Below are 18,432 nucleotides of genomic sequence, written 5' to 3' on the forward strand. Positions count from 1 at the left end.
CAAATATGAGGTAAACGCCACAGAAATTGAATGTCGTCTAGCCGGGGCAATAGGATGTCAAAGGCCAAAACACGTCAGAAACACAGCAAGAAAGGGCGGGATCGGCTGAAAAAGTCCGATCGTCGCCAACGTATCCTGCTTGAGCTCAAGCTGCGCCCGCACGTGCGCATCAGTGATCTGGCCCGCAGTTTCGACGTATCCACCGAGACCGTCCGCAGGGATTTTGACGCGCTGGCCGAAGACGGCCTGATTGCGCGTGCGCACGGTGGCGCGTCGGCGCCGGTGCAAGGGCATTATCTCAGCCTGGACGAGCGCAATGCGGCCCGGGTTGCCGAACGCGAGCGGATAGGAAACGCCGCCGCTGGCCTTGTGCGTGAAGGTGAGACGGTCATGATCGACTCGGGCTCGACAACCGCTCAACTGGCGCGCTCATTGGCATATCGCGACATACGTTGCACTGTCATCACGAATTCTATTCCGGTGGCCGTGACACTGGGCGGCAGCGCGGCCGAGGTGATTGTTTGCCCCGGTGCTTACCTTGCCGCCGAGGCTGCCGTCGTTGGTTACGAAACGCTGGAGTTTCTGGGCCGGTTCAACGTCGATCGCTGCATGATCGGCGCGTCGGGATTGTCCGATGATGGCCCCAGCGAGCCGATCGGTGATATCGCCGCCGTCAAACGCGCGATGCTGGGCCGTTCTGCGGAACGTCATCTTCTGCTGGATGCCCAGAAGTTCAATCAGAAGCAGTTGCACAAAGTGTGCGAACTGTCGGATTTGGACACGTTGATCGTCGACACGGTCCCGCCAAGCCAGTTGGCTGTGGCGCTGAGCGTGGCAGATGTCGAACTGTTGATCGCCGTTCCTGCGCCCGAGCAGGCTTTGGCCTGAACCGTTGAGGTCCAGCCCGGGCCGGGATCGGCAGCGCAGAGGGCCAGGGGGCGAAATTGCGGTCCAAAACCTTGGCGCTGCCTTATCCCTAAGAAGCGTAGTCCGGCCGGGATCATCCCGACCGGATTGCGTGGGTATCAGGCCTCTTGCAGTAGCCGTTCGCTTATGTCCCACAGCTTTTCGGCTGATGCGTCATCGCAGGCATGTGCGTTGACCCCAAAATATCGGGCCGTCGGGCTGTTGGGGTCGGTCGGGGCAGCAATGTCAGCGTCCTCGCAATAAACCCCGGGTTTGCCAACCAGCTTTGGCGACGTCGCCGCCCAAACCGTTGTTGACGCGCCCTGTTCGGGCGTCTTGAAACCCTCCTTGGCCAATTCGGACGGCTCGCCATCCTCGTTCAGCCAACCCAGTGCGATCATCTCTTCCTCCGGCAGGTGCCGTTGCAGAGGGGTGAAGATCCCACCGGGATGTACCGAAAACGCCAACCCTTCGGTCTCTGCCAAACGGCGGGACAGGGCGTTGGCAAACAACGCATTTGCGGTCTTTGCTTGCCCATAGGCCTGCCATTTGTCGTAGTCCGTCTTTTCGAACTGGATATCATCCCAATGCACGTCACAAATCTTGTGCGCGGTTGAGGAGAGAGCCACGACCCGCGCGCCCGGTGTTTGCTCCAAAAGCGGCAGCAGTAACTTGGTCAGGGCAAAGTGGCCCATGTGGCAGATACCGAATTGGGATTCCCAACCGGGTCCAACACGGGCCTCGGGGCACGCCATGATCCCGGCGTTGTTGATCAGCAGATCCAGGTTTTGCAAGTCGCTGGATACCGTCTTGGCAAACCGTCGGACTGATCCCAGATCCGCCAGGTCCATCGGTGCAGTCCTGACATGACCTTCCACGCTTGCCAGGCTCTCCCGAGCTTTGATTTCCGAGCGTACGGGAACGATCACCGCGGCCCCCTTGTCGGCAAGGGCGCGGACGGTTTCGAGGCCAATACCGCTGTAGCCACCGGTTACGATTGCGGTCTTTCCGGTCAGGTCGATATCGGCCAGCACTTCGGCCGCCGTGCTTTTTGCGTGAAATCCTGAATTTGTAGGAACTTGGTCGGGAACTGCCATCAGGTATCCTTGCGATTTCGGGGGCAACATCGCCCGGTTGCATCATGGATGAACCTAACCTGTCCGCCTCGGGTGGGACACAGAGCTTCCTCCTCAACTCTTGCTCGATTCTCCGAAACCCAAGAGCAAAGCGTGCAGCTCAGGTCACGTGATCCCGGGTCAGTTCTCGGGGCGGAAAGCCAAATTTCTTGGCGAACTCACGGCTGAATTGGGCCGGGCTTTCATACCCAACTGCATGCGCAACACTCGATACAGGCGTTCCCGTCTGCTGAAGCAGTTGGAAGGCCTCGGTCAGGCGTAGGTCTTTCTGGAACTGCAGCGGACTGTTGGCCGTCACCCGTTTGAAAGCGTCATAGAATACCGACGCGCTCATGCCCGAGATCGCGGCCAAGTCCGAGGCTTTGATCGTCGAGCGGTACTCTTTGCGGATATGCGCGATTGCCTTGGCGACCTGGTTGGCCTTGCTGTCCGCGCGGATGATACGGCGCAGCGCGCGCCCTTTGTCGCTGCGCAGAACCCGGAAATATACCTCGCGGACGGCGGCGGCCCCCAGCGTTTGATCTGCGATCGGATCTCGGCGCAGACGGAAAAGACGTGTAAATGAATCAATAACTTCCGCGTCGGCCTGACCGCTTTCCAAGGCCGGACCCGCATCGTCCAGCGAGGTGCCGCCCATGTCGGTGTAGACGCCCCGCAATACGCGCATGTCGATGCCGATATACAGGGCGATGTAGGGGTTTTCGGGCGAGGCATCCACAAGGCCCGAGACCATTGGCAGGGCGCTTCCCACGACAATGACGTCCCCTGCGTCATAACGGACATGCTCGGTTCCGTACTGCACCGACTTGCTGCCCTGAAGCACCAGCCCGATCATGGGCTCAACGACCGAGCATGACGGGCGTTTGGATTGGCGCGTCTGGGCCAATACCATGTCCCGCACACCACAGGGCCAAAAGCCGTCATCCAGCTGGGCCTCGGTAATCAGCGCCTTGGCGTCGTCAAGGAGTCTCTGCAGTTCCAATGGGGTCTCTCCGGCCAGTCTGCCAAGACTACAACCTGCATTTTTCCGCACAAGAGTTTTGGTCTGACATTCGGAGGATCAGGCAAGTCCGCCGGAGAAACAGCTGACTGAATTTCCAGAGGCGTGCGGTTGACCGTCGCTGCCGAGATTGGGGGGCATCTGATCTGACCGGTCTAAGCACAAAGGTAACAGTGTTCGCAGCCTGATTGGTTCTGAGAGAACCCAGGCGAATTGTCCGAAGGGGCAGACCGGCTGCTATTCCGCCGCCGAAATCTCCCACGGTGGACGATAGATGCAATCAGCCAGTGTTGCCCGGTTCAGGTCGTCAAAAAACGCTTGCTCGGCTTGCTTCAGTCGATCCTTCAAAAGGCAGCTTGGAGTCAGAGTGCACGCACTGCCATCGGCCGAGAAACACTCAACGATTGGTTGCCCAGTCTCCAGAGTGCGCACTACGTCGCCCAAGCGGATGTCCGACGCCGGGCGAGACAGGACAGCCCCGCCGCCACCGCCCCGCCGCGTTTTGAGGTATCCGGCATTGGCCAGCGCCGAAATGACCTTGGCGAGATGGGCGCGTGACACCTTGAATTCATCCGCCAGTTCGCCGGTTGAAAACGGGCGGTCCGGGCTGCCAGCCAGCCGCATCAGAATGCGGAGACCATAGTCAGTGAATGAGGTGAGGCGCATGGTCGCGTTTTCCAATCGGTATTTTCTATGCGTATTAGCAGAACAGAATGCGCAAATCAAATTCCGATTCGAGATGCTCGGGTCGTGAACCTGAAAGCACGGACCATGACGAACTTCGATATGCACGAAGCTGATCTTGAGACAGGCGCCCTGATCGATCACATCCTCACACGGTATCACGAAACACACCGGACCGAGCTTGAACAGCTTCAACATCTTGCTGAACGCGTGGCCTTGGTTCACCGAGACGATCCCCAAGCCCCCCGAGGGTTGGTCCGCGCGCTGGCCGAACTGGCGGCCGAAATGGAAACGCACATGGCAAAAGAGGAGATCGTCCTGTTCCCCGCCATGCGCATGGGCGGCATGGAAGGGATCGAAAACCCGATCCGGGTTATGCGCGCCGATCACGATGGCCACGCCGAGAGTATCGCTCTGATCCGGCATATCACCCATGACCTGACACCGCCCGCACATGCCTGCGGGTCTTGGCGACGGCTTTACGATGGGCTGCGGAACCTTTTGGCGGATCTTGACCGGCACATGATGCTTGAAAACCAGGTCCTGTTTCCACGGTTCGAACGGTAGAGGGGATCAATCATGCTTCTTGCAGGTGTCGACGCCAGTGAGGCAGGCGGAACGGATCATTTGCTGGCGACAGTGGCCGCGCGATTGCAGGAAGAAGGTCTGCGCTTGCTCGGAGCGTTGCGTGTGAACATTCCGGGTATTGGCGCCCAGTTTTGTGAGACAACGCTTGGACTGCTGCCGCATGGTCCCGACATCCGGATCACGCAGGATCTGGGTTCGGGCTCAGGCGCGTGCCGCATGGACGCGGGTGCGATCGAAGACGTGGTCGGCATCGCGACCGCTCGGTTGCGAGATGACGGTTGCGATATTGTTCTGCTGAACAAGTTCGGACTCAGCGAGGCCGAGGGTCGCGGATTTCGCACCCTCATTGCCGAGGCCTTGGCGCGGGATATTCCGGTCCTGATCGGCGTGAGCAAAACCCATCGCGCCGCTTTCGATCAGTTTGCCGGTGGAACCGCCAAACTCCTGCCGCCCATTGAGGACGTTGTGGGCGAATGGTGCCGATCGTCCATCGCGCAAGGCCGAAACACGGCGGCACCGGGTTGAACCCGCACAAATACAACAGCCAAACGGATGAGGCAGTACATGCAGCATATGGTGAGCCCAACACAGACATCGAACAGGCCAAGGCCGCCGGGACAGGCAGTCGTCTCGCGTTTGGCCTGCTTGGCGGTTCAGCCCATTCTCGCGCGTGTGGTCCGTAGGGTCGCGCAGGAACATCCTGCGCTGTTTGCCCGACTTGGCCCGTATCAAAGCGCCGATTTCCTGATCGACCCGATCGAGCTGCCGTTCGCGCTGCATCTGCGTCCAGATCCTCAGAACCTGAGCTTTCGTGCCGTACCGCGGTCGATGCTGCCTGACGCAACAGCAATTATCCGAGGGCGGTTCCTGCTGCTGTTGGAGCTGGTTGATGCGGAACAGGACGGCGACGCGGCCTTTTTCTCACGCGATCTGGAGATCACTGGAGATACCGAGGCCGTCGTCCGTTTGCGCAATGCATTGGACGACATGGATGGATCCATCGCTCAGGAGGCTGCGGACATGTTCGGCCCGCCTGGCCGCGCGATCCTGTCCCGGTTGCGCCGAAATTACCAAGAAGTAGAAGGAGCGACTGCTTCATGAGCCTCGCCGAATTGATATGCCCCGCCGGAACTCCCGCTGCCCTGCGCACAGCGGTCGATGCCGGGGCCGACGCCGTCTATTGCGGCTTTCAGGACGCCACCAACGCCCGGAATTTTCCGGGGCTGAATTTCACGCCGCAGGAATTGGAGGAGGCGGTCGCTTATGCCCATGCCAAGGGTGCCAAGGTCCTTCTGGCACTCAACACTTATCCCCCGGCGGGCAAGGTCGACCTTTGGCGGCACGCTGCCGACACCGGTGCGCGGATCGGCGTTGATGCCTTCATCGTGGCTGATATGGGCGTGGCCGACTACATCGCCCGAACCCATCCACAGATGCGCTTGCACCTGTCGGTACAGGCTGCAGCGTCGTCACCCGAGGCGATCCGCTACTATTGCGAGAATTTCGGTGTCAAACGCGTGGTCCTGCCCCGTATTTTGACCATTCCCGAGATCCGGCAGATCCGAAAAGAAATCCCCTGTGAGATCGAAACCTTCATCTTCGGAAATCACGGTCTGATGGTCGAAGGGCGCTGCAGCCTGACGAACTATCTGACCGGGCAGTCCACGAACCTCGATGGCGTCTGTTCGCCGGCGTCCGACGTGGAGTATGTGCGCGATGCCGATGGTTCGATGTCATCGAAGTTGGCTGGATTTACCATCGACCGGTTCGGGCCAGATGAGAAGGCCGGTTATCCGACGATTTGCAAGGGCCGCTATCAGGTCGCTCATCGCCCGGACGGGTACTATGCGTTCGAGGAACCGATCAGCCTGAACCTGGCCCGACTTCTGCCCGAGTTGATCGATGCCGGTGTCCATGCGTTCAAGATCGAAGGGCGGCAAAGGTCCAAGAGTTATGTCCGGTCCGTGGTGTCTGCATTTCGGAACGCTGTCGACGATATCCGGGCGGGTCGCGATGCGGATATCGGGAACCTCGTCGCACTGACCGAGGGTCAGAAACAGACGCAAGGCGCTTTTGCCACGAAGAAATGGCGGTGAAACGATGACGAAACTTACATTGGGTCCGATCGCCTATCACTGGTCGGCCGACCAACGCCGGGATTTCTATGCGCGTGTCGCCGACGAAGCTTCGGTGGATGAGGTCTATCTGGGCGAGGTCATCTGTTCAAAACGCGCCCCGTTTCAAGAGGCTGACCTGCCGTCCATGATCGAAAGGCTCGAACGGGCGGGTAAAAAGGTGATTTTGTCCTCCTTGGCCGAAGTGATGCTGAAACGAGAACGCCAGGCCACCGAAGATCTGGCCGAAATGGAGTCGCCCGAGATCGAAATCAACAACGCTGCGGGACTGTATGCACGCGGTACGCGACCGCATCGCATCGGCCCGTTCATGAATGCCTATAACGAGGCCACAATCCGCTGGATGGCGTCCAAGGGGGCGACGCATGTCTGCCTGCCAACCGAGTTGCCAGCGCCCTCGATCGCCGTCGCGGCGCGAATGGCGCGCGACATGGGCCTTGGGGTTGAAGTGCAGGTCTTTGGCCGGGCGTCGCTGGCCGTTTCGGCGCGGTGCTATCATGCGCGCTCGCACGGGCGGACAAAGGACAATTGCCAATTCGTCTGCGAAGAAGACCCCGACGGGATGCCACTGCGTACGAGGGATGAGCAGCCGATCCTGCGCATCAACGGGATCCAGACCCAATCCGAAGGGTATCTGATCCTGCTGCAGGAGCTGCCGCAACTGGTTGCCGATGGTGTGAGCCATTTGCGGTTGATGCCGCAGGCCGTCGACATGGTCACCGTCGCCGAGGTTTACCGGGCGGTGCTGGATCAAAGCATGCCGACCGAGGCGGCCGAGGCCCGGTTGCGGCAGGTTTGTGCGGATACGCCGTTCAGCAACGGGTTCTACCACGGTCAGGCCGGCTACCGCAGGATAGCCCAGGCGTCCCTTGCATGATCGGAAAGCATGCTGTCCTCGCCTCATCGGATCATGTTTCCTGCGGCGGGGGCGGCTGCCCTTTTGGGGGTTAGCGGCCTGTTTCTGGGGCAGGATTTCATCACCCATTGGTCGCCGTTGCCGGGGCTGTACGCCTGGCATGCGCATGAGATGCTGTTTGGCTTCGTCGGCGCGGCATTTGCGGGCTATTCGCTGACAGCGATGCGCAGCTGGTCGGGGGGCGGTTCTGTCTCGCCGCCCGGCAGTTTGTTGCTGTTCGCGCTTTGGGCGATGTCCCGATTGGCCGCGATCGGTGCGCTTGGGGGCAAACCCATGTTCATCGTCCCAATGGGCACGGCGTTCTTGCTCATTCTCGCCGGTCGTCTCGCTTGGGCTGCACTGCGCGCGCAGGCGGTTGCCGGAGGGCTGCAGGCGCTTTTTGCCCTTTTCCTGGCCATCTGCCAGCTTGCCTTTCTAACTGGGTCTGCGCCGTCCTTCTTCACAGTTTTGCTTGTGGCACTTTTGGTGTCGGTTGTCGGCGGGCGCATGATCGCTGCATTTACATGGAATTGGACGCACCAAAGCCCAACCGCCGCGCATCGGTTTCGGTGCGCGAGGGCATTGGGGGACGCTTCGGCGGCAGCTCTGGCTTTGACTGCAGCGCTTCTTGGGCTTGTTTCCGTCGCTGATGGTCCGCTTATCGGCGTCCTTCTTGTGATCTGCGCGGGGTGCGAGGGCGGGCGTCTGTGGCTCTGGCATTCAGCGGCAGTTCTTCAGGATGGATTGCTGGCGATGCTTCATATGGCCTTTGCGTGGGTGCCCGCTGGTCTGTCCCTGTTGGCGGCTTCGCTGTACTTCCCCGATTTGCTGGCGGCGCATGATGCGTTGCACGTTCTGACGGTCGGAGCGGTCAGCTGCGCGATCTATGCCGTAGCTGCCCGTGCGGTCGCGCGACGTCGCGACCGACTGAGCCCAAGCGCGATCGATGGTATCGGATTTGCCTTTTTGTGCCTTGCCGCTGTTTTGCGGACAGCCTCTGCAGACGTGCCCGCGGCCCTGGCTTGGGGAGCATGTTGGGCCGTGTTCCTCTGCCGGCACGTCCAAGCGTTGGGCCGCCCGCTCGAGCGACCCGTTTTCAGCGGTCGGGCCAGCAACAGGATGGATCCGAGCGTCGCCGATCAGTTGCCCTGATTGCGTGCTTCGAGCCGTTCAAGGTTCACGACGGTCGACAGCATCAGCCGGTCATGGCTCCAATCCTGAGTCTGGCGGATCGTGGCGGCACCCAAGGCCAGCAGAACAGCGAACAGCAGGGCCGAACCCATGAAGATTGCCGGCAACGGTGCCGAGAACGAGGGCGCATCGGCCAGCGCGATCACACGCTGTTTCAGAACCCGTTTGGCCTTGCCACCCGAGACCAGCGCCACGTTCAAAACCAGTGGCCGGCCTTGTGCGACGGTGCGGGCGCAATAGTCCAGCAGGCAGTCGGTATAGTCGCGCGCGTCGATCCCACGCCGGGTGACGACGGACTGGTCGCAGGCCAGTTCGCGCAATCGGCTGAACTGGTATTTCAAAACCCAGTAGGCAGGGTTCCAGAACAGCAGCGGTCGCACGGCCTCAAACGCAATCTCCCATTCGACATCCCGGGCGCGAACGTGCTGCAATTCATGCGCCAGGGCAAATCGAAGCTCACGGGGGGTGTCCAACAGATGGCTGGGCAGAACAACGTGGCGACGACGCGCCCCGCGCACGGCAAATGGAACCGTGATCCGATCGGACAAGCGAATGTCCACGTTGGCCGAACGCCGCCACAGGAAGCTTGAAACCACCGTGTCGCGGATTGCCAGCGCATCCCGGACGGTGCGGACCAGCATCCGGAGGGCGGCCAAGGCCAGCAGCACGAGCACGGCCGTCACAAGGGCGCTTTGTCCGGACAGAACCGTGTCGACCCAACGTTCGCGCGTGTTTAGCAGAGCTTCGAATTGTGTAGCCGGCATCGCGATTTCACCGCGCAAATAGGCCGCTACTGCAATATCTCCGATGGAAACGGCCTGACCCGGCCAGAAAAAACCGGCGGCTGCCGTGACCCCAAGGGCCAGAACAGGGCTGAGCATGACGCAGACGCAAAGAACCTTCAGCACGCGCAGCTGTGTCATGTAGTCGTGCCGCAGGCGCGTTCGGGCTACGGCCATGCGGGCGCCCAACCAGATGAGTGCCGAAAGAACCAGCACCACGTTCAGGTCGAGAAATACATCGAGAACCGGTTTAACCGCTGTCATTTTGCAGTCTCCTCTCTACCAGTGCTCGAATTTCCTCCAGATCAGCTTCGGTCAGGCCGGCGTCATCGACAAGACGTGCCACCAGCGAGGCCGGGGTGTCATCGAACAACGTGCGGGACAGGTTCTGCAGCGACCGCGCCTGATAGGTGTCCTTTTCAAGCAGCGGGCGGTAGATCAGGGTTTTGCCGTCCTTGCGGCTTTGGACAAATCCCTTTTCATCCAGGATACGCAGGATCGTCGCGCCCGAGGTGTAGGCCAGGTTCCGCTCGGGCGGCAGCCGGTCCAGCACGTCGCGTACCGAGCCTTCGCCAAGTGCCCAGAGCTCGTTCATGAACTCCAGTTCAACCTCGGTCAGCAGATTTCCTGTCTTTCTCTTTCGCATCGGTCTCGGTGTCACCATTTTGCCTGTTATGCTTGCCAGACAAGCATCCTTTCGCGGTTACGCAAAGCCTAAACTTTCCAGAAAACGAAAATGCCCCAGCCGATCGACAGGAAAAGCGGGGTCCAGACCGGTTGGCCGACCAGCCCCAGCCAGGCCAGAAAGATGTAGGCTGAGCCCAGCAGGGTGATGAACAGCCGGTCGCCCAACGTGGTGGTCAGGCCCAGAACGCCCCGGCGTTCGATCCCGTCACGGAACTTGACCACCTCGAGCACGCCGATCAGGGCGATGGCCGAGAAGATGCCCACGAAAACCGCCAGCGTTGCCGGGGTCCAGGCCATCCAGAAGTCGGGCCACAGCGGGTCGGTCCAGGAAAAGCCCTTGGGTTCTTCCTGACCGACATTGCCCCAGCCGGCCTTGGCTTGCGCCAGCGCCGATGACGGGGCGAGCAGGGAGAGGGAGAGAAGGAGTTTGCGCATGTCGAACCTCATACACGTCCCATCGCGAAGCCGCGCGCGATGTAGTTGCGGACAAACCAGATGACGATGGCGCCGGGGATGATGGTCAGGGTGCCGGCGGCGGCCAGCAGGCCCAGCTCGTAGCCGGCGCTGGACGCGGTGCGGGTCATCACGGCGGCGATGGGTTTGGCCTCGACCGCTGTCAGGGTCTTGGCCAGCAGCATTTCCACCCACGAGAACATGAAGCAGAAGAACGCCGCCACGCCCACGCCCGCCTTGATGTTGGGCAGGAAGATCGTGACGAAGAACCGCGGGAAGGAATAGCCGTCGACATAGGCGGTTTCATCCAGCTCTTTCGGGATGCCGCGCATGAAACCTTCCAGGATCCACACCGCCAGCGGCACGTTGAACAGCGTGTGCGCAAGTGCCACCGCCAGGTAGGTGTCGAACAGATGGATCGACGAATACAGCTGGAAGAAGGGCAGGGCGAACACCGCAGCCGGGGCCATGCGGTTGGTCAGCAGCCAGAAGAACAGCTGCTTGTCGCCCAGGAACCGATAGCGCGAGAACGCGTAGGCCGCAGGCAAGGCTACGCAGACCGAAAGCACCGTGTTGATCGTCACATAGGTGATCGAGTTGATATAGCCCCAATACCACGTCGGATCTGTGAAGATGGTGATGTAATTCTCCAGCGTAAAGGTCTGGGGAAACAGGGAAAAGCCTGAAAGGATCTCGTTCGTGGTCTTGAAGGACATCGCCACCAGCCAATAGATCGGCAGCATCAGGAACGCGATATACAGGATCGGGATGAGGGACCGCTTCTTCATTGCGCGTCATCCTTTGTCATGAGGGTGTAGAAGACCCAAGAAACCAGCAGCGTGATGGCGAAATAGATCAGGCTCATCGCGGCCGCGGGGCCAAGGTCGAACTGTCCCAGCGCGATCTTCACCAGGTCGATCGACAGCAGGGTGGTCGAGTTGCCGGGGCCGCCCCCGGTCAGAACGAAGGGTTCGGTGTAGATGTTGAAACTGTCCATGAACCGCAGCAGCACCGCGATGGTCAGAACCGTCTTCATCTTGGGCAGCTGGATATAGCGGAACACCGACCAGGGGCTTGCCCCGTCGATCTTGGCTGCCTGGTAATAGGCGTCGGGGATCGACACCAGACCGGCATAACACAGCAGCACCACCAACGAAGTCCAGTGCCAGACATCCATCACCACGATGGTGATCCAGGCTGATAGCGGCTGTTGGGTCATGTCATAGTTGATGCCCAGCACGTCGTTCAGGAAATACCCCAGCAGGCCGATCTTGGGCAGGGTGAAGATGTTCCACATCGAGCCGACCACGTTCCACGGGATCAGCATCGGCAGGGCCATCAGCACCAGGCAGACCGGCACCCAAAAGCCCTTGCGCGGCATCGACAGAGCCACGATGATACCCAGCGGCACCTCGATCATCAGGATCAGCGCGGTGAACAGGAACTGCCGCCCCAGCGCCGCCTGGAACCGGTCAGACCGCAGGATCTGTTCGAACCAACCCAGTCCTTCCCAGAAGAACTGGTTGTTGCCAAAGGTTTCCTGCACCGAATAGTTGACCACCGTCATCATCGGCACCAGCGCGTTGAATGCCACCAGCGCCAGCACCGGCAGGACAAAGAACCACGCTTTCTGGTTTTCCGTTCTCATCGGGCGCGCTCCTCGGTTGCGATCCAGCCGTCGCGGTAGACGCGCGTCTGTTCAGGTTTGAATTGCAGAAAGACTTGCGATCCGGGCTCGGGGGCCGGGTGTTCGGTCACCGCCTTCAACGCGGTGTTGCCGACCATGGCACTGACCACAAAATGCCGGCCGATATCGGCCACCTTGGTGACATGGGCCGGAATGCCCTCGGGGCCGAAACCCACATATTCGGGCCGGATGCCCAGATCGGTGCGGCCGCCGCTGCCCGCGACCGGACCTTCCAGCGCCACCTCGTGCCCTTCGAACAGGGCGCGGTCGCCGCGGGCCTCGCAGGGCAGTACGTTCATGCCGGGCGAGCCGATGAAATGGCCCACGAACGTGTGCTGCGGGCGTTCGAACAGCTCGACCGGGGTGCCGATCTGGACCACTTCGCCTTCCTGCATCACCACGACCTCGTCGGCGAAGGTCAGCGCTTCGGTCTGGTCGTGGGTGACATAGATCATCGTCGCCTTGACGCGCTGGTGCAGCTCTTTCAGCTTGGACCGCAGCTTCCATTTCAGATGCGGGTCGATCACGGTCAATGGCTCGTCGAACATCACCGCGTTCACGTCGTCGCGGACCAGACCGCGCCCCATCGAGATCTTCTGCTTGTTGTCCGGGCTGAGGCCGCTCGCGCGGGTGTTCAGCATGTCGGTGACATCCAGCATCTCGGCGATCTCGTCGACGCGGCGCTTGATCGTCGCGGGATCGACGCCGCGGTTCTTGAGCGGAAAGGCCAGGTTTTCGCCCACGGTCATCGTGTCGTAGATCACCGGGAACTGGAACACCTGCGCGATGTTGCGCTGATCGGGGGGCAGGGCGGTCACGTCGCGGTCGTCGAACAGGATCTGCCCCTCGGATGGGGTCAGCAGCCCCGAGATGATGTTCAGCAGCGTGGACTTGCCGCAGCCCGATGGCCCCAGCAGAGCATAGGCCCCGCCATCACGCCAGGTCACGTCGATCTCCTTCAGCGCATAGTCCTGCGGGCCTTGCGGCGACGGCATGTAGCTGTGTTTGAGGTTTGCAAGCTTGATCTGTGCCATGTCAGGCCACCCTTTTGCCGTCTTGGCCGAAATACCGGCAATGGGCCGGGTTCATGTAGAATGTGTGGTCCTCGCCCACCTGATAGGGGTGGACCCCTGCGGCCAGAGACACCCAGGCGTCCTCGCCATGCTGGAAATGCGCGCTGGAGTCGGACCCGGACAGCTCGGTCACGATCACGCGCCCGGTCAGTTCGACATCATCGGCCGATGCGCGCACGGGGGTGACGCGGTGCGGGCGCACGGCGACCTTGTATTCCCCGTCGGACAGGCTGATGCCTTCGCTCAGCCGCCATGTGCCGCCACCGGCCAACTGAACCTGGCCACCGGTGATCGTGACGCGGGCCACGTTGATGGGCGGGTCGGAGAACACCCGCGCGGCCGCGAGGTTTTCCGGGTTGCGATAGATGTCCGCGGTCGGGCCGAACTGGGTCACGCGGCCGTCTTCCATCAAGGCGGTGTAGCCGCCCAGCAGCAGCGCCTCTTCGGGTTCGGAGGTGGCATAGACCACCACGGCGCCGCGCCCGGCGAACAGCTCGGGCAGTTGCTCGCGCAGTTCCTCGCGCAGCTTGTAGTCCAGATTGGCCAGCGGCTCGTCCAGGAACACGGCGCGGCTGTCCTTGGCGATGGCGCGGGCCAGTGCGGTGCGTTGCTGTTGACCGCCCGACAGTTCATGCGGACGACGGTGCAGCATCGGGCGCAGTTGCAGCAGGTCAGCGGCTTCTTCCACGCGGCCTTCGATCTCGGATTGCGCCATTCCGGCCACGCGCAGGGGCGAGGCGATGTTGTCGAATACAGTCATATGCGGGTAGTTCACGAAGAACTGGTGCACGAGGCTGATCTTGCGTTTTTGTGTGCTCAGCCGGGTCACGTCCTGCCCATCCATCAGGACCTTGCCCGAGGCAATCGGATCCAGGCCGGCCATCATCTTGATCAGAGAGGTCTTGCCCGACCCGGTCGCGCCCAGCAGCACGTTGAAATGGCCGGTCTGCAGCGTCAGGGACGTGGGTTTGATATGGGTAACGGTGCCGACCCGCTTGGTTGCGTTTTGTAGTTCGATCATGTCCGTGGGTTCCGATCCCGCAGCGCGTGGCAACGCTGTTTGGTCTTGGTTGGTAAGGGGCGCCGGTACCGGCGCCCCCCGGGGAGTAGTGGCTTACTGGGACTGCCAGCGTGCCACCAGTTCGTCGTAGTTGACGGTCTGGCCTTGCGGCTTCTCGTTCTCCAGCTTGGCTTTCGGCGCGCCCGGCTTCTCCAGCCAGAAGGCCGGATCCTGCGGTTCGTTCAGGCGCGGACCACAGCCGCCATAGACGCCGGCGCTTTCATCCGCGGCCTGCATGCGGGCCATGGTGATGTCCATCTCTTCAGCCAGACGGTCCATCGCCTCTTGCGGGGTGAAGGCGCCCGAGTTCACGTCACCGATCTGCTGCCACCAGATTTGGGCCAGCTTCGGATAGTCGGGAACGTTGATGCCGGTCGGCGACCACGCCACACGGTCGGGCGAGCGGTAGAACTCGACCAGGCCGCCCAGCTTGGGTGCGCGTTCGGTGAACGATTCATGGTTGACCGAGCTGTCGCGGATGAAGGTCAGACCCACATGGGACTTCTTCACATCGACAGTCTTGGACGTCACGAACTGAGCGTACAGCCACGCGGCCTGCGCCCGATCCGACGGGGTGGACTTCAGGAAAGTCCACGATCCCACATCCTGATAGCCAACCTTCTGGCCTTCTTCCCAATAGGGGCCATGCGGGCTGGGCGCCATCCGCCACAGCGGGTTGCCCTCATCATCGACAGTGTTGTTGCCTTCGGACTTGGGCTTGACCATGTCGGCGGTAAAGGCTGTGTACCAGAAGATCTGCTGGGCCACGTTGCCTTGCGACAGGGCGGGCAGCGACTGGTAGAAGTCATAGGACGCCGCACCCGGAGGCGCATAGGCCCGCAGCCACTCGTCCCATTTGCGGATCGCGTAAACGGCCGCTGGGCCGTTTGCGGCACCACCCCGCGACACCGAGGCGCCGACCGGGTTACAGGTGCCCGCTTCCATGCGGATGCCCCATTCGTCTACCGGCACACCGTTCGGCTCGCCCTTGTCGCCGGCACCGGCCATCGACAGCCATGCGTCGGTCATCCGCCAGCCAAGGTCAGGCGCGCGCTTGCCGTAGTCCATGTGGCCATAGATCGCGACACCGTCCACTTCCTTCACGTCATTGGTGAAGAATTCGGCGATATCCTCGTAGGCAGACCAGTTGACCGGTACGCCCAGATCATAGCCGTATTTTTCCTTGAATGCGGCCTTGTTGGCTTCGTCATCGAACCAGTCCTTGCGGAACCAGTACAGGTTGGCGAATTGCTGGTCGGGCAGCTGGTACAGCTTGCCGTCGGGACCGGTGGTGAACTGGATGCCCATGAAGTCATCCAGGTCCAGCGTCGGCGAGGTTGTCGCCGCCCAATCACCCGCCATCATGTCCGACAGGGGATAGGCCAACTGCAGGCGCGAGTGCGTACCGATCAAGTCACTGTCGTTGACATAGCCGTCATACAGGTTCCGTCCGGTCTGCATCTGCGTCTGAACGGCCTGAACGACCTCACCTTCACCCAGGATCTGGTGGTTGACCTTGATGCCGGTGATTTCCTCGAACGCCTTCGTCAGAACTTCGGATTCATACGAGTGGGTCGGGATACCTTCGGACAGAACGTTGATCTCCATCCCGGCATACGGTTCGGCAGCCTTGATGAACCACTGCATTTCCGCCATCTGCTCGTCTTTCGACAAGGTGGATGGCTGGAATTCATCGTCGACCCAGCGCTGTGCTGCGGCTTCGTCGGCCCAAACAGGACCGTGCCCCGCAATGACGGCAGCCGCCGCCACTGCGGACAAAAGATGTTTCCGCATCTTTCTCCTCCCAAAATTTATGGTTCTCCGGCGCGAACCGGATGACGAACAGCATCAGCGATTTTTCGCGAGTCTGTCAAACTAAAAAATTAGTAAATGGCGAAAATGGCCTGTTCGACCCAACGCATACAGTGACTATAGAATTGAAAATATATGGTTTTTAACCCACTCGACGTGGTGTCATATGCCAGGCGAAAAGAGCATGCCAATGACCCTTCACTATGGGTTTTTCAGCGACACCGCTCCGTCGATTTGCAAATTTCGATGCAGAAAGTCGCGGCAGTGGTAGCGCGCGATTTGCGTTTCTCGAGGGTGAAAATGGCAGCCCGTAGGGGAATCGAACCCCTCTTTCCAGGTTGAAAACCTGGCGTCCTAACCGATAGACGAACGGGCCACGTCAGCATTGCCCAAGCACAAGTGGCAGCCCGTAGGGGAATCGAACCCCTCTTTCCAGGTTGAAAACCTGGCGTCCTAACCGATAGACGAACGGGCCACGCTGGCTTGTGGAGGGCCTTTTACGGATTACGCCCCCCACCCGCAAGACGAAAAACGCACGGCCAGGAAACTTTTTTGCGGGTCAAAAAAGGCAGTGGCGTCAGCGGTCAATTTGCTTCGGCCGCGTCTTCCAGGCGCAACTGCACGCTTTGCCTGCCACCCCATGTGTTGACCTCGAGCCGACCGGCAAAATGGAACCGCGCACCACCGTGATTTGACAGCCTTTCGCCCATCGGTCCGTCAAAGGCACCAAATGCAATCGCGTCCAGCCCACCACCCATTCCGTCCGAGAGCGACAGCTTCAAATGGGTTTCTCCGACCCGCTTTGCAAAGCGGACCTGCAGGTCAGGCATTGCAAATCGAGGGGCAGGGGCCCCGGCACCAAATGGGCCAGCCTGCTCGATCTTTTCGATCAGATCAACCGAGGCCGCCCCGGGCATCAGCGCGCCATCCAGCTTGAGGTCGGCCGGACCGGCTTGGCCCGCACCCTGTTTCGCCAGCAACTCCGAGAGCCGCTCCATCGCCGGTTCCAACTGGTCGCGCATCACGGTCAGACCTGCGGCCATCTTGTGACCGCCGCCCTTGACCAACAAACCCTCGGCGGCCAACCGGTGGATTGATGCGCCAAGATCGACACCCGAGACCGAACGGCCCGAGCCTTTGCCTTCGTCACCGTCGAAACCAATCACGACGGCGGGACGGTTCGACGCCTCTTTCAGGCGGGCCGCCACGATCCCAACGACGCCGGGGTGCCAGCCGTCACCTGCAGCCCACACCAGCGGCGCATCCAATCCACGTTCTTCGGCCTGCGCCAGCGCTGCGGCGCGGACCGCATTCTCGATGTCGCGCCTTTCGGTATTCAGGTCATCAAGGCGCCGGGACAAGGCCTCGGCCTGGGTCACCGAGTCGGTGCTGAGCAGCCGCGCGCCGAGGTCTGCCTGCCCAACCCGGCCGCCGGCATTGATGCGCGGCCCAAGCAGAAAACCCAGGTGGTAACTGTTGGGCGCCGAATCCATGCGCGCCACTTCGGACAGCGCAACCAGTCCGGGGCGTTGCCGCTGCCCCATCACTTTCAAACCCTGCTGAACCAGCGCCCTGTTGACCCCGATCAGAGGTGCCACGTCTGCCACGGTCGCCAGCGCGACCAAGTCCAGCATCGCCATCAGGTTAGGGCCTTGGGCGTTGGCCTCGCGCAGTTGGCGCCCGGCCTCAACCAGCATCAGAAAGACCACGGTTGCAGCACACAGATGGGCCAGGTCACCGCGTTCATCCTGGCGGTTGGGGTTCACCACGGCCACGCAATCCGGCAGCGTTTCGGCGCCCAGGTGGTGATCGAGAACGATCACATCGGCCCCCTTGGCGGCGGCAATTGCTTCGTGGCTGAGCGTGCCGCAGTCAACGCAGATGATCAGATCATGCGTTTCAGCAAGCTGGCTCATGGCGGGGGCGTTGGGGCCATAGCCCTCGTCGATACGATCAGGCACATACAAGGTCGCCTGACGCCCCATCTGCCTGAGCCAAACCAGCAACAGGGCTGCCGAGCTTCCACCGTCGACGTCATAATCGGCGAAAACGGCGATGCGCTGGTTGTCCCGCACCGCTTTCAGGAACCGCGTTGCGGCGATCTCCATGTCGCGCAGGCTGCGAGGATCGGGAAGAAGGTCGCGCAGTTTTGGAGACAGAAAGCTCTCGGCCTCCATCGGCGGGACACCGCGCCGTGCCAGCACCTGGCACAGGGGGCGGGGCAGGTCGGTCTGCTGAGCCAGCATCTCGGCGGCCCGGTCCAATTCAGGCGATGGACCAATCCACCGGCGGCCCGTCAACGACTGTTCAACACCCAGAAAGCTCAATGCACTTCTCCTGAAA

General features: G+C 61.2%; 19 protein-coding genes and 2 tRNA genes. 7 read left to right on the forward strand and 14 right to left on the reverse strand.

Going from position 1 to position 18,432, the window contains the following annotated elements; genetic code table 11:
- Positions 1–54: 54 nt before the first annotated feature.
- Positions 55–888, forward strand: a complete 834-nt coding sequence (locus ACR0EF_RS03725; protein WP_170371311.1) for a DeoR/GlpR family DNA-binding transcription regulator — start codon at positions 55–57, stop codon at positions 886–888.
- Between the two features lie 137 nt (positions 889–1,025).
- Here ACR0EF_RS03725 and ACR0EF_RS03730 read toward each other — a convergent pair whose 3' ends face one another.
- The 3 genes from ACR0EF_RS03730 to ACR0EF_RS03740 all read right to left on the reverse strand — a co-directional run bounded on the left by ACR0EF_RS03730 (position 1,026) and on the right by ACR0EF_RS03740 (position 3,708).
- Complete coding sequence (locus ACR0EF_RS03730; protein WP_170371309.1) at positions 1,026–2,003, reverse strand: oxidoreductase; 978 nt, start codon at positions 2,001–2,003, stop codon at positions 1,026–1,028.
- 139 nt (positions 2,004–2,142) lie between these two features.
- Positions 2,143–3,024, reverse strand: a complete 882-nt coding sequence (locus ACR0EF_RS03735; RefSeq protein WP_170371307.1) for an AraC family transcriptional regulator — start codon at positions 3,022–3,024, stop codon at positions 2,143–2,145.
- A 255-nt stretch (positions 3,025–3,279) separates the two neighbouring features.
- A complete protein-coding gene (locus tag ACR0EF_RS03740; protein ID WP_170339775.1) occupies positions 3,280–3,708 on the reverse strand; it encodes an RrF2 family transcriptional regulator in 429 nt (142 codons plus the stop codon).
- A gap of 105 nt (positions 3,709–3,813) precedes the next feature.
- Here ACR0EF_RS03740 and ACR0EF_RS03745 point away from each other — a divergent pair, with 105 nt between their 5' ends.
- From ACR0EF_RS03745 to ACR0EF_RS03770, 6 genes are read left to right on the forward strand one after another with little or no spacing between them, the layout of a single operon-like run.
- Entirely contained in the window at positions 3,814–4,293 is a 480-nt protein-coding gene (locus tag ACR0EF_RS03745; RefSeq protein ID WP_254428897.1) for a hemerythrin domain-containing protein, read from the forward strand.
- A gap of 12 nt (positions 4,294–4,305) precedes the next feature.
- Positions 4,306–4,839 (forward strand): DUF2478 domain-containing protein, encoded by a 534-nt coding sequence (locus tag ACR0EF_RS03750; RefSeq protein ID WP_170371305.1) that lies wholly within the window; start codon positions 4,306–4,308, stop codon positions 4,837–4,839.
- Positions 4,840–4,887: 48 nt separating this feature from the next.
- Positions 4,888–5,415, forward strand: coding sequence for a ubiquinone anaerobic biosynthesis accessory factor UbiT (gene ubiT / locus ACR0EF_RS03755; RefSeq protein WP_170371605.1), 528 nt, complete (start codon positions 4,888–4,890; stop codon positions 5,413–5,415).
- Positions 5,412–6,410 carry a ubiquinone anaerobic biosynthesis protein UbiU gene (gene ubiU / locus ACR0EF_RS03760; RefSeq protein WP_170371303.1) on the forward strand — a complete coding sequence of 333 codons (999 nt, stop codon included), beginning with the start codon at positions 5,412–5,414 and terminating at the stop codon, positions 6,408–6,410. The genes ubiT and ubiU overlap by 4 nt, the downstream gene beginning before the upstream one ends.
- Before the next feature lie 4 nt (positions 6,411–6,414).
- Positions 6,415–7,326 (forward strand): ubiquinone anaerobic biosynthesis protein UbiV, encoded by a 912-nt coding sequence (gene ubiV / locus ACR0EF_RS03765; protein ID WP_170371301.1) that lies wholly within the window; start codon positions 6,415–6,417, stop codon positions 7,324–7,326.
- Between the two features lie 9 nt (positions 7,327–7,335).
- A complete protein-coding gene (locus tag ACR0EF_RS03770) occupies positions 7,336–8,496 on the forward strand; it encodes an NnrS family protein (RefSeq protein ID WP_170371299.1) in 1,161 nt (386 codons plus the stop codon).
- Here ACR0EF_RS03770 and ACR0EF_RS03775 read toward each other — a convergent pair.
- From ACR0EF_RS03775 to recJ, 11 genes are all read right to left on the reverse strand, one after another.
- A complete protein-coding gene (locus ACR0EF_RS03775; protein WP_170363725.1) occupies positions 8,484–9,581 on the reverse strand; it encodes a M56 family metallopeptidase in 1,098 nt (365 codons plus the stop codon). The two genes, ACR0EF_RS03770 and ACR0EF_RS03775, sit on opposite strands and share 13 nt — an antisense overlap.
- On the reverse strand, positions 9,568–9,963 hold the full coding sequence (locus ACR0EF_RS03780; protein ID WP_005983946.1) for a BlaI/MecI/CopY family transcriptional regulator: 396 nt from the start codon (positions 9,961–9,963) through the stop codon (positions 9,568–9,570). The genes ACR0EF_RS03775 and ACR0EF_RS03780 overlap by 14 nt, the downstream gene beginning before the upstream one ends.
- A gap of 68 nt (positions 9,964–10,031) precedes the next feature.
- The gene (locus ACR0EF_RS03785; RefSeq protein WP_370797609.1) at positions 10,032–10,301 is read right to left on the reverse strand and encodes a DUF2160 domain-containing protein; all 270 of its coding nucleotides are present in this window, start codon (positions 10,299–10,301) and stop codon (positions 10,032–10,034) included.
- A 146-nt stretch (positions 10,302–10,447) separates the two neighbouring features.
- The gene (locus tag ACR0EF_RS03790; RefSeq protein ID WP_170339760.1) at positions 10,448–11,245 is read right to left on the reverse strand and encodes a carbohydrate ABC transporter permease; all 798 of its coding nucleotides are present in this window, start codon (positions 11,243–11,245) and stop codon (positions 10,448–10,450) included.
- On the reverse strand, positions 11,242–12,105 hold the full coding sequence (locus ACR0EF_RS03795; protein ID WP_005983941.1) for a carbohydrate ABC transporter permease: 864 nt from the start codon (positions 12,103–12,105) through the stop codon (positions 11,242–11,244). The genes ACR0EF_RS03790 and ACR0EF_RS03795 overlap by 4 nt, the downstream gene beginning before the upstream one ends.
- Positions 12,102–13,178: an ABC transporter ATP-binding protein gene (locus ACR0EF_RS03800; RefSeq protein WP_170371297.1), complete on the reverse strand. Its 1,077-nt coding sequence runs from the start codon at positions 13,176–13,178 to the stop codon at positions 12,102–12,104. Before ACR0EF_RS03800 ends, ACR0EF_RS03795 begins: the two co-directional genes overlap by 4 nt.
- Before the next feature lies 1 nt (position 13,179).
- Positions 13,180–14,238: an ABC transporter ATP-binding protein gene (locus tag ACR0EF_RS03805; protein ID WP_170371295.1), complete on the reverse strand. Its 1,059-nt coding sequence runs from the start codon at positions 14,236–14,238 to the stop codon at positions 13,180–13,182.
- Positions 14,239–14,331: 93 nt separating this feature from the next.
- Positions 14,332–16,071 (reverse strand): ABC transporter substrate-binding protein, encoded by a 1,740-nt coding sequence (locus ACR0EF_RS03810; RefSeq protein WP_170339174.1) that lies wholly within the window; start codon positions 16,069–16,071, stop codon positions 14,332–14,334.
- A gap of 319 nt (positions 16,072–16,390) precedes the next feature.
- Positions 16,391–16,465 (reverse strand) — tRNA-Glu (locus ACR0EF_RS03815).
- A 24-nt stretch (positions 16,466–16,489) separates the two neighbouring features.
- Positions 16,490–16,564, reverse strand: a tRNA-Glu gene (locus tag ACR0EF_RS03820).
- A gap of 109 nt (positions 16,565–16,673) precedes the next feature.
- Positions 16,674–18,416, reverse strand: a complete 1,743-nt coding sequence (recJ, locus tag ACR0EF_RS03825) for a single-stranded-DNA-specific exonuclease RecJ (protein WP_170371293.1) — start codon at positions 18,414–18,416, stop codon at positions 16,674–16,676.
- Positions 18,417–18,432 lie beyond the last annotated feature (16 nt).

The organism is Ruegeria sp. CG8 (assembly GCF_056537165.1).

What these genes read in the sequence shown, in the direction of transcription:
- ubiV (WP_170371301.1), top strand. Translation starts at nt 6,415, where the DNA reads ATGACGAAACTTACATTGGGTCCGATCGCCTATCACTGGTCGGCCGAC.
- ACR0EF_RS03790 (WP_170339760.1), bottom strand. Translation starts at nt 11,245, where the DNA reads ATGAAGAAGCGGTCCCTCATCCCGATCCTGTATATCGCGTTCCTGATG.
- ACR0EF_RS03800 (WP_170371297.1), bottom strand. Translation starts at nt 13,178, where the DNA reads ATGGCACAGATCAAGCTTGCAAACCTCAAACACAGCTACATGCCGTCG.
- ubiU (WP_170371303.1), top strand. Translation starts at nt 5,412, where the DNA reads ATGAGCCTCGCCGAATTGATATGCCCCGCCGGAACTCCCGCTGCCCTG.
- ACR0EF_RS03745 (WP_254428897.1), top strand. Translation starts at nt 3,814, where the DNA reads ATGACGAACTTCGATATGCACGAAGCTGATCTTGAGACAGGCGCCCTG.
- ACR0EF_RS03795 (WP_005983941.1), bottom strand. Translation starts at nt 12,105, where the DNA reads ATGAGAACGGAAAACCAGAAAGCGTGGTTCTTTGTCCTGCCGGTGCTG.
- ACR0EF_RS03725 (WP_170371311.1), top strand. Translation starts at nt 55, where the DNA reads ATGTCAAAGGCCAAAACACGTCAGAAACACAGCAAGAAAGGGCGGGAT.
- ACR0EF_RS03740 (WP_170339775.1), bottom strand. Translation starts at nt 3,708, where the DNA reads ATGCGCCTCACCTCATTCACTGACTATGGTCTCCGCATTCTGATGCGG.
- ACR0EF_RS03750 (WP_170371305.1), top strand. Translation starts at nt 4,306, where the DNA reads ATGCTTCTTGCAGGTGTCGACGCCAGTGAGGCAGGCGGAACGGATCAT.
- ACR0EF_RS03770 (WP_170371299.1), top strand. Translation starts at nt 7,336, where the DNA reads ATGCTGTCCTCGCCTCATCGGATCATGTTTCCTGCGGCGGGGGCGGCT.
- ACR0EF_RS03810 (WP_170339174.1), bottom strand. Translation starts at nt 16,071, where the DNA reads ATGCGGAAACATCTTTTGTCCGCAGTGGCGGCGGCTGCCGTCATTGCG.
- ubiT (WP_170371605.1), top strand. Translation starts at nt 4,888, where the DNA reads ATGGTGAGCCCAACACAGACATCGAACAGGCCAAGGCCGCCGGGACAG.
- ACR0EF_RS03775 (WP_170363725.1), bottom strand. Translation starts at nt 9,581, where the DNA reads ATGACAGCGGTTAAACCGGTTCTCGATGTATTTCTCGACCTGAACGTG.
- ACR0EF_RS03785 (WP_370797609.1), bottom strand. Translation starts at nt 10,301, where the DNA reads ATGGCCTGGACCCCGGCAACGCTGGCGGTTTTCGTGGGCATCTTCTCG.
- ACR0EF_RS03780 (WP_005983946.1), bottom strand. Translation starts at nt 9,963, where the DNA reads ATGCGAAAGAGAAAGACAGGAAATCTGCTGACCGAGGTTGAACTGGAG.
- ACR0EF_RS03805 (WP_170371295.1), bottom strand. Translation starts at nt 14,238, where the DNA reads ATGATCGAACTACAAAACGCAACCAAGCGGGTCGGCACCGTTACCCAT.
- ACR0EF_RS03730 (WP_170371309.1), bottom strand. Translation starts at nt 2,003, where the DNA reads ATGGCAGTTCCCGACCAAGTTCCTACAAATTCAGGATTTCACGCAAAA.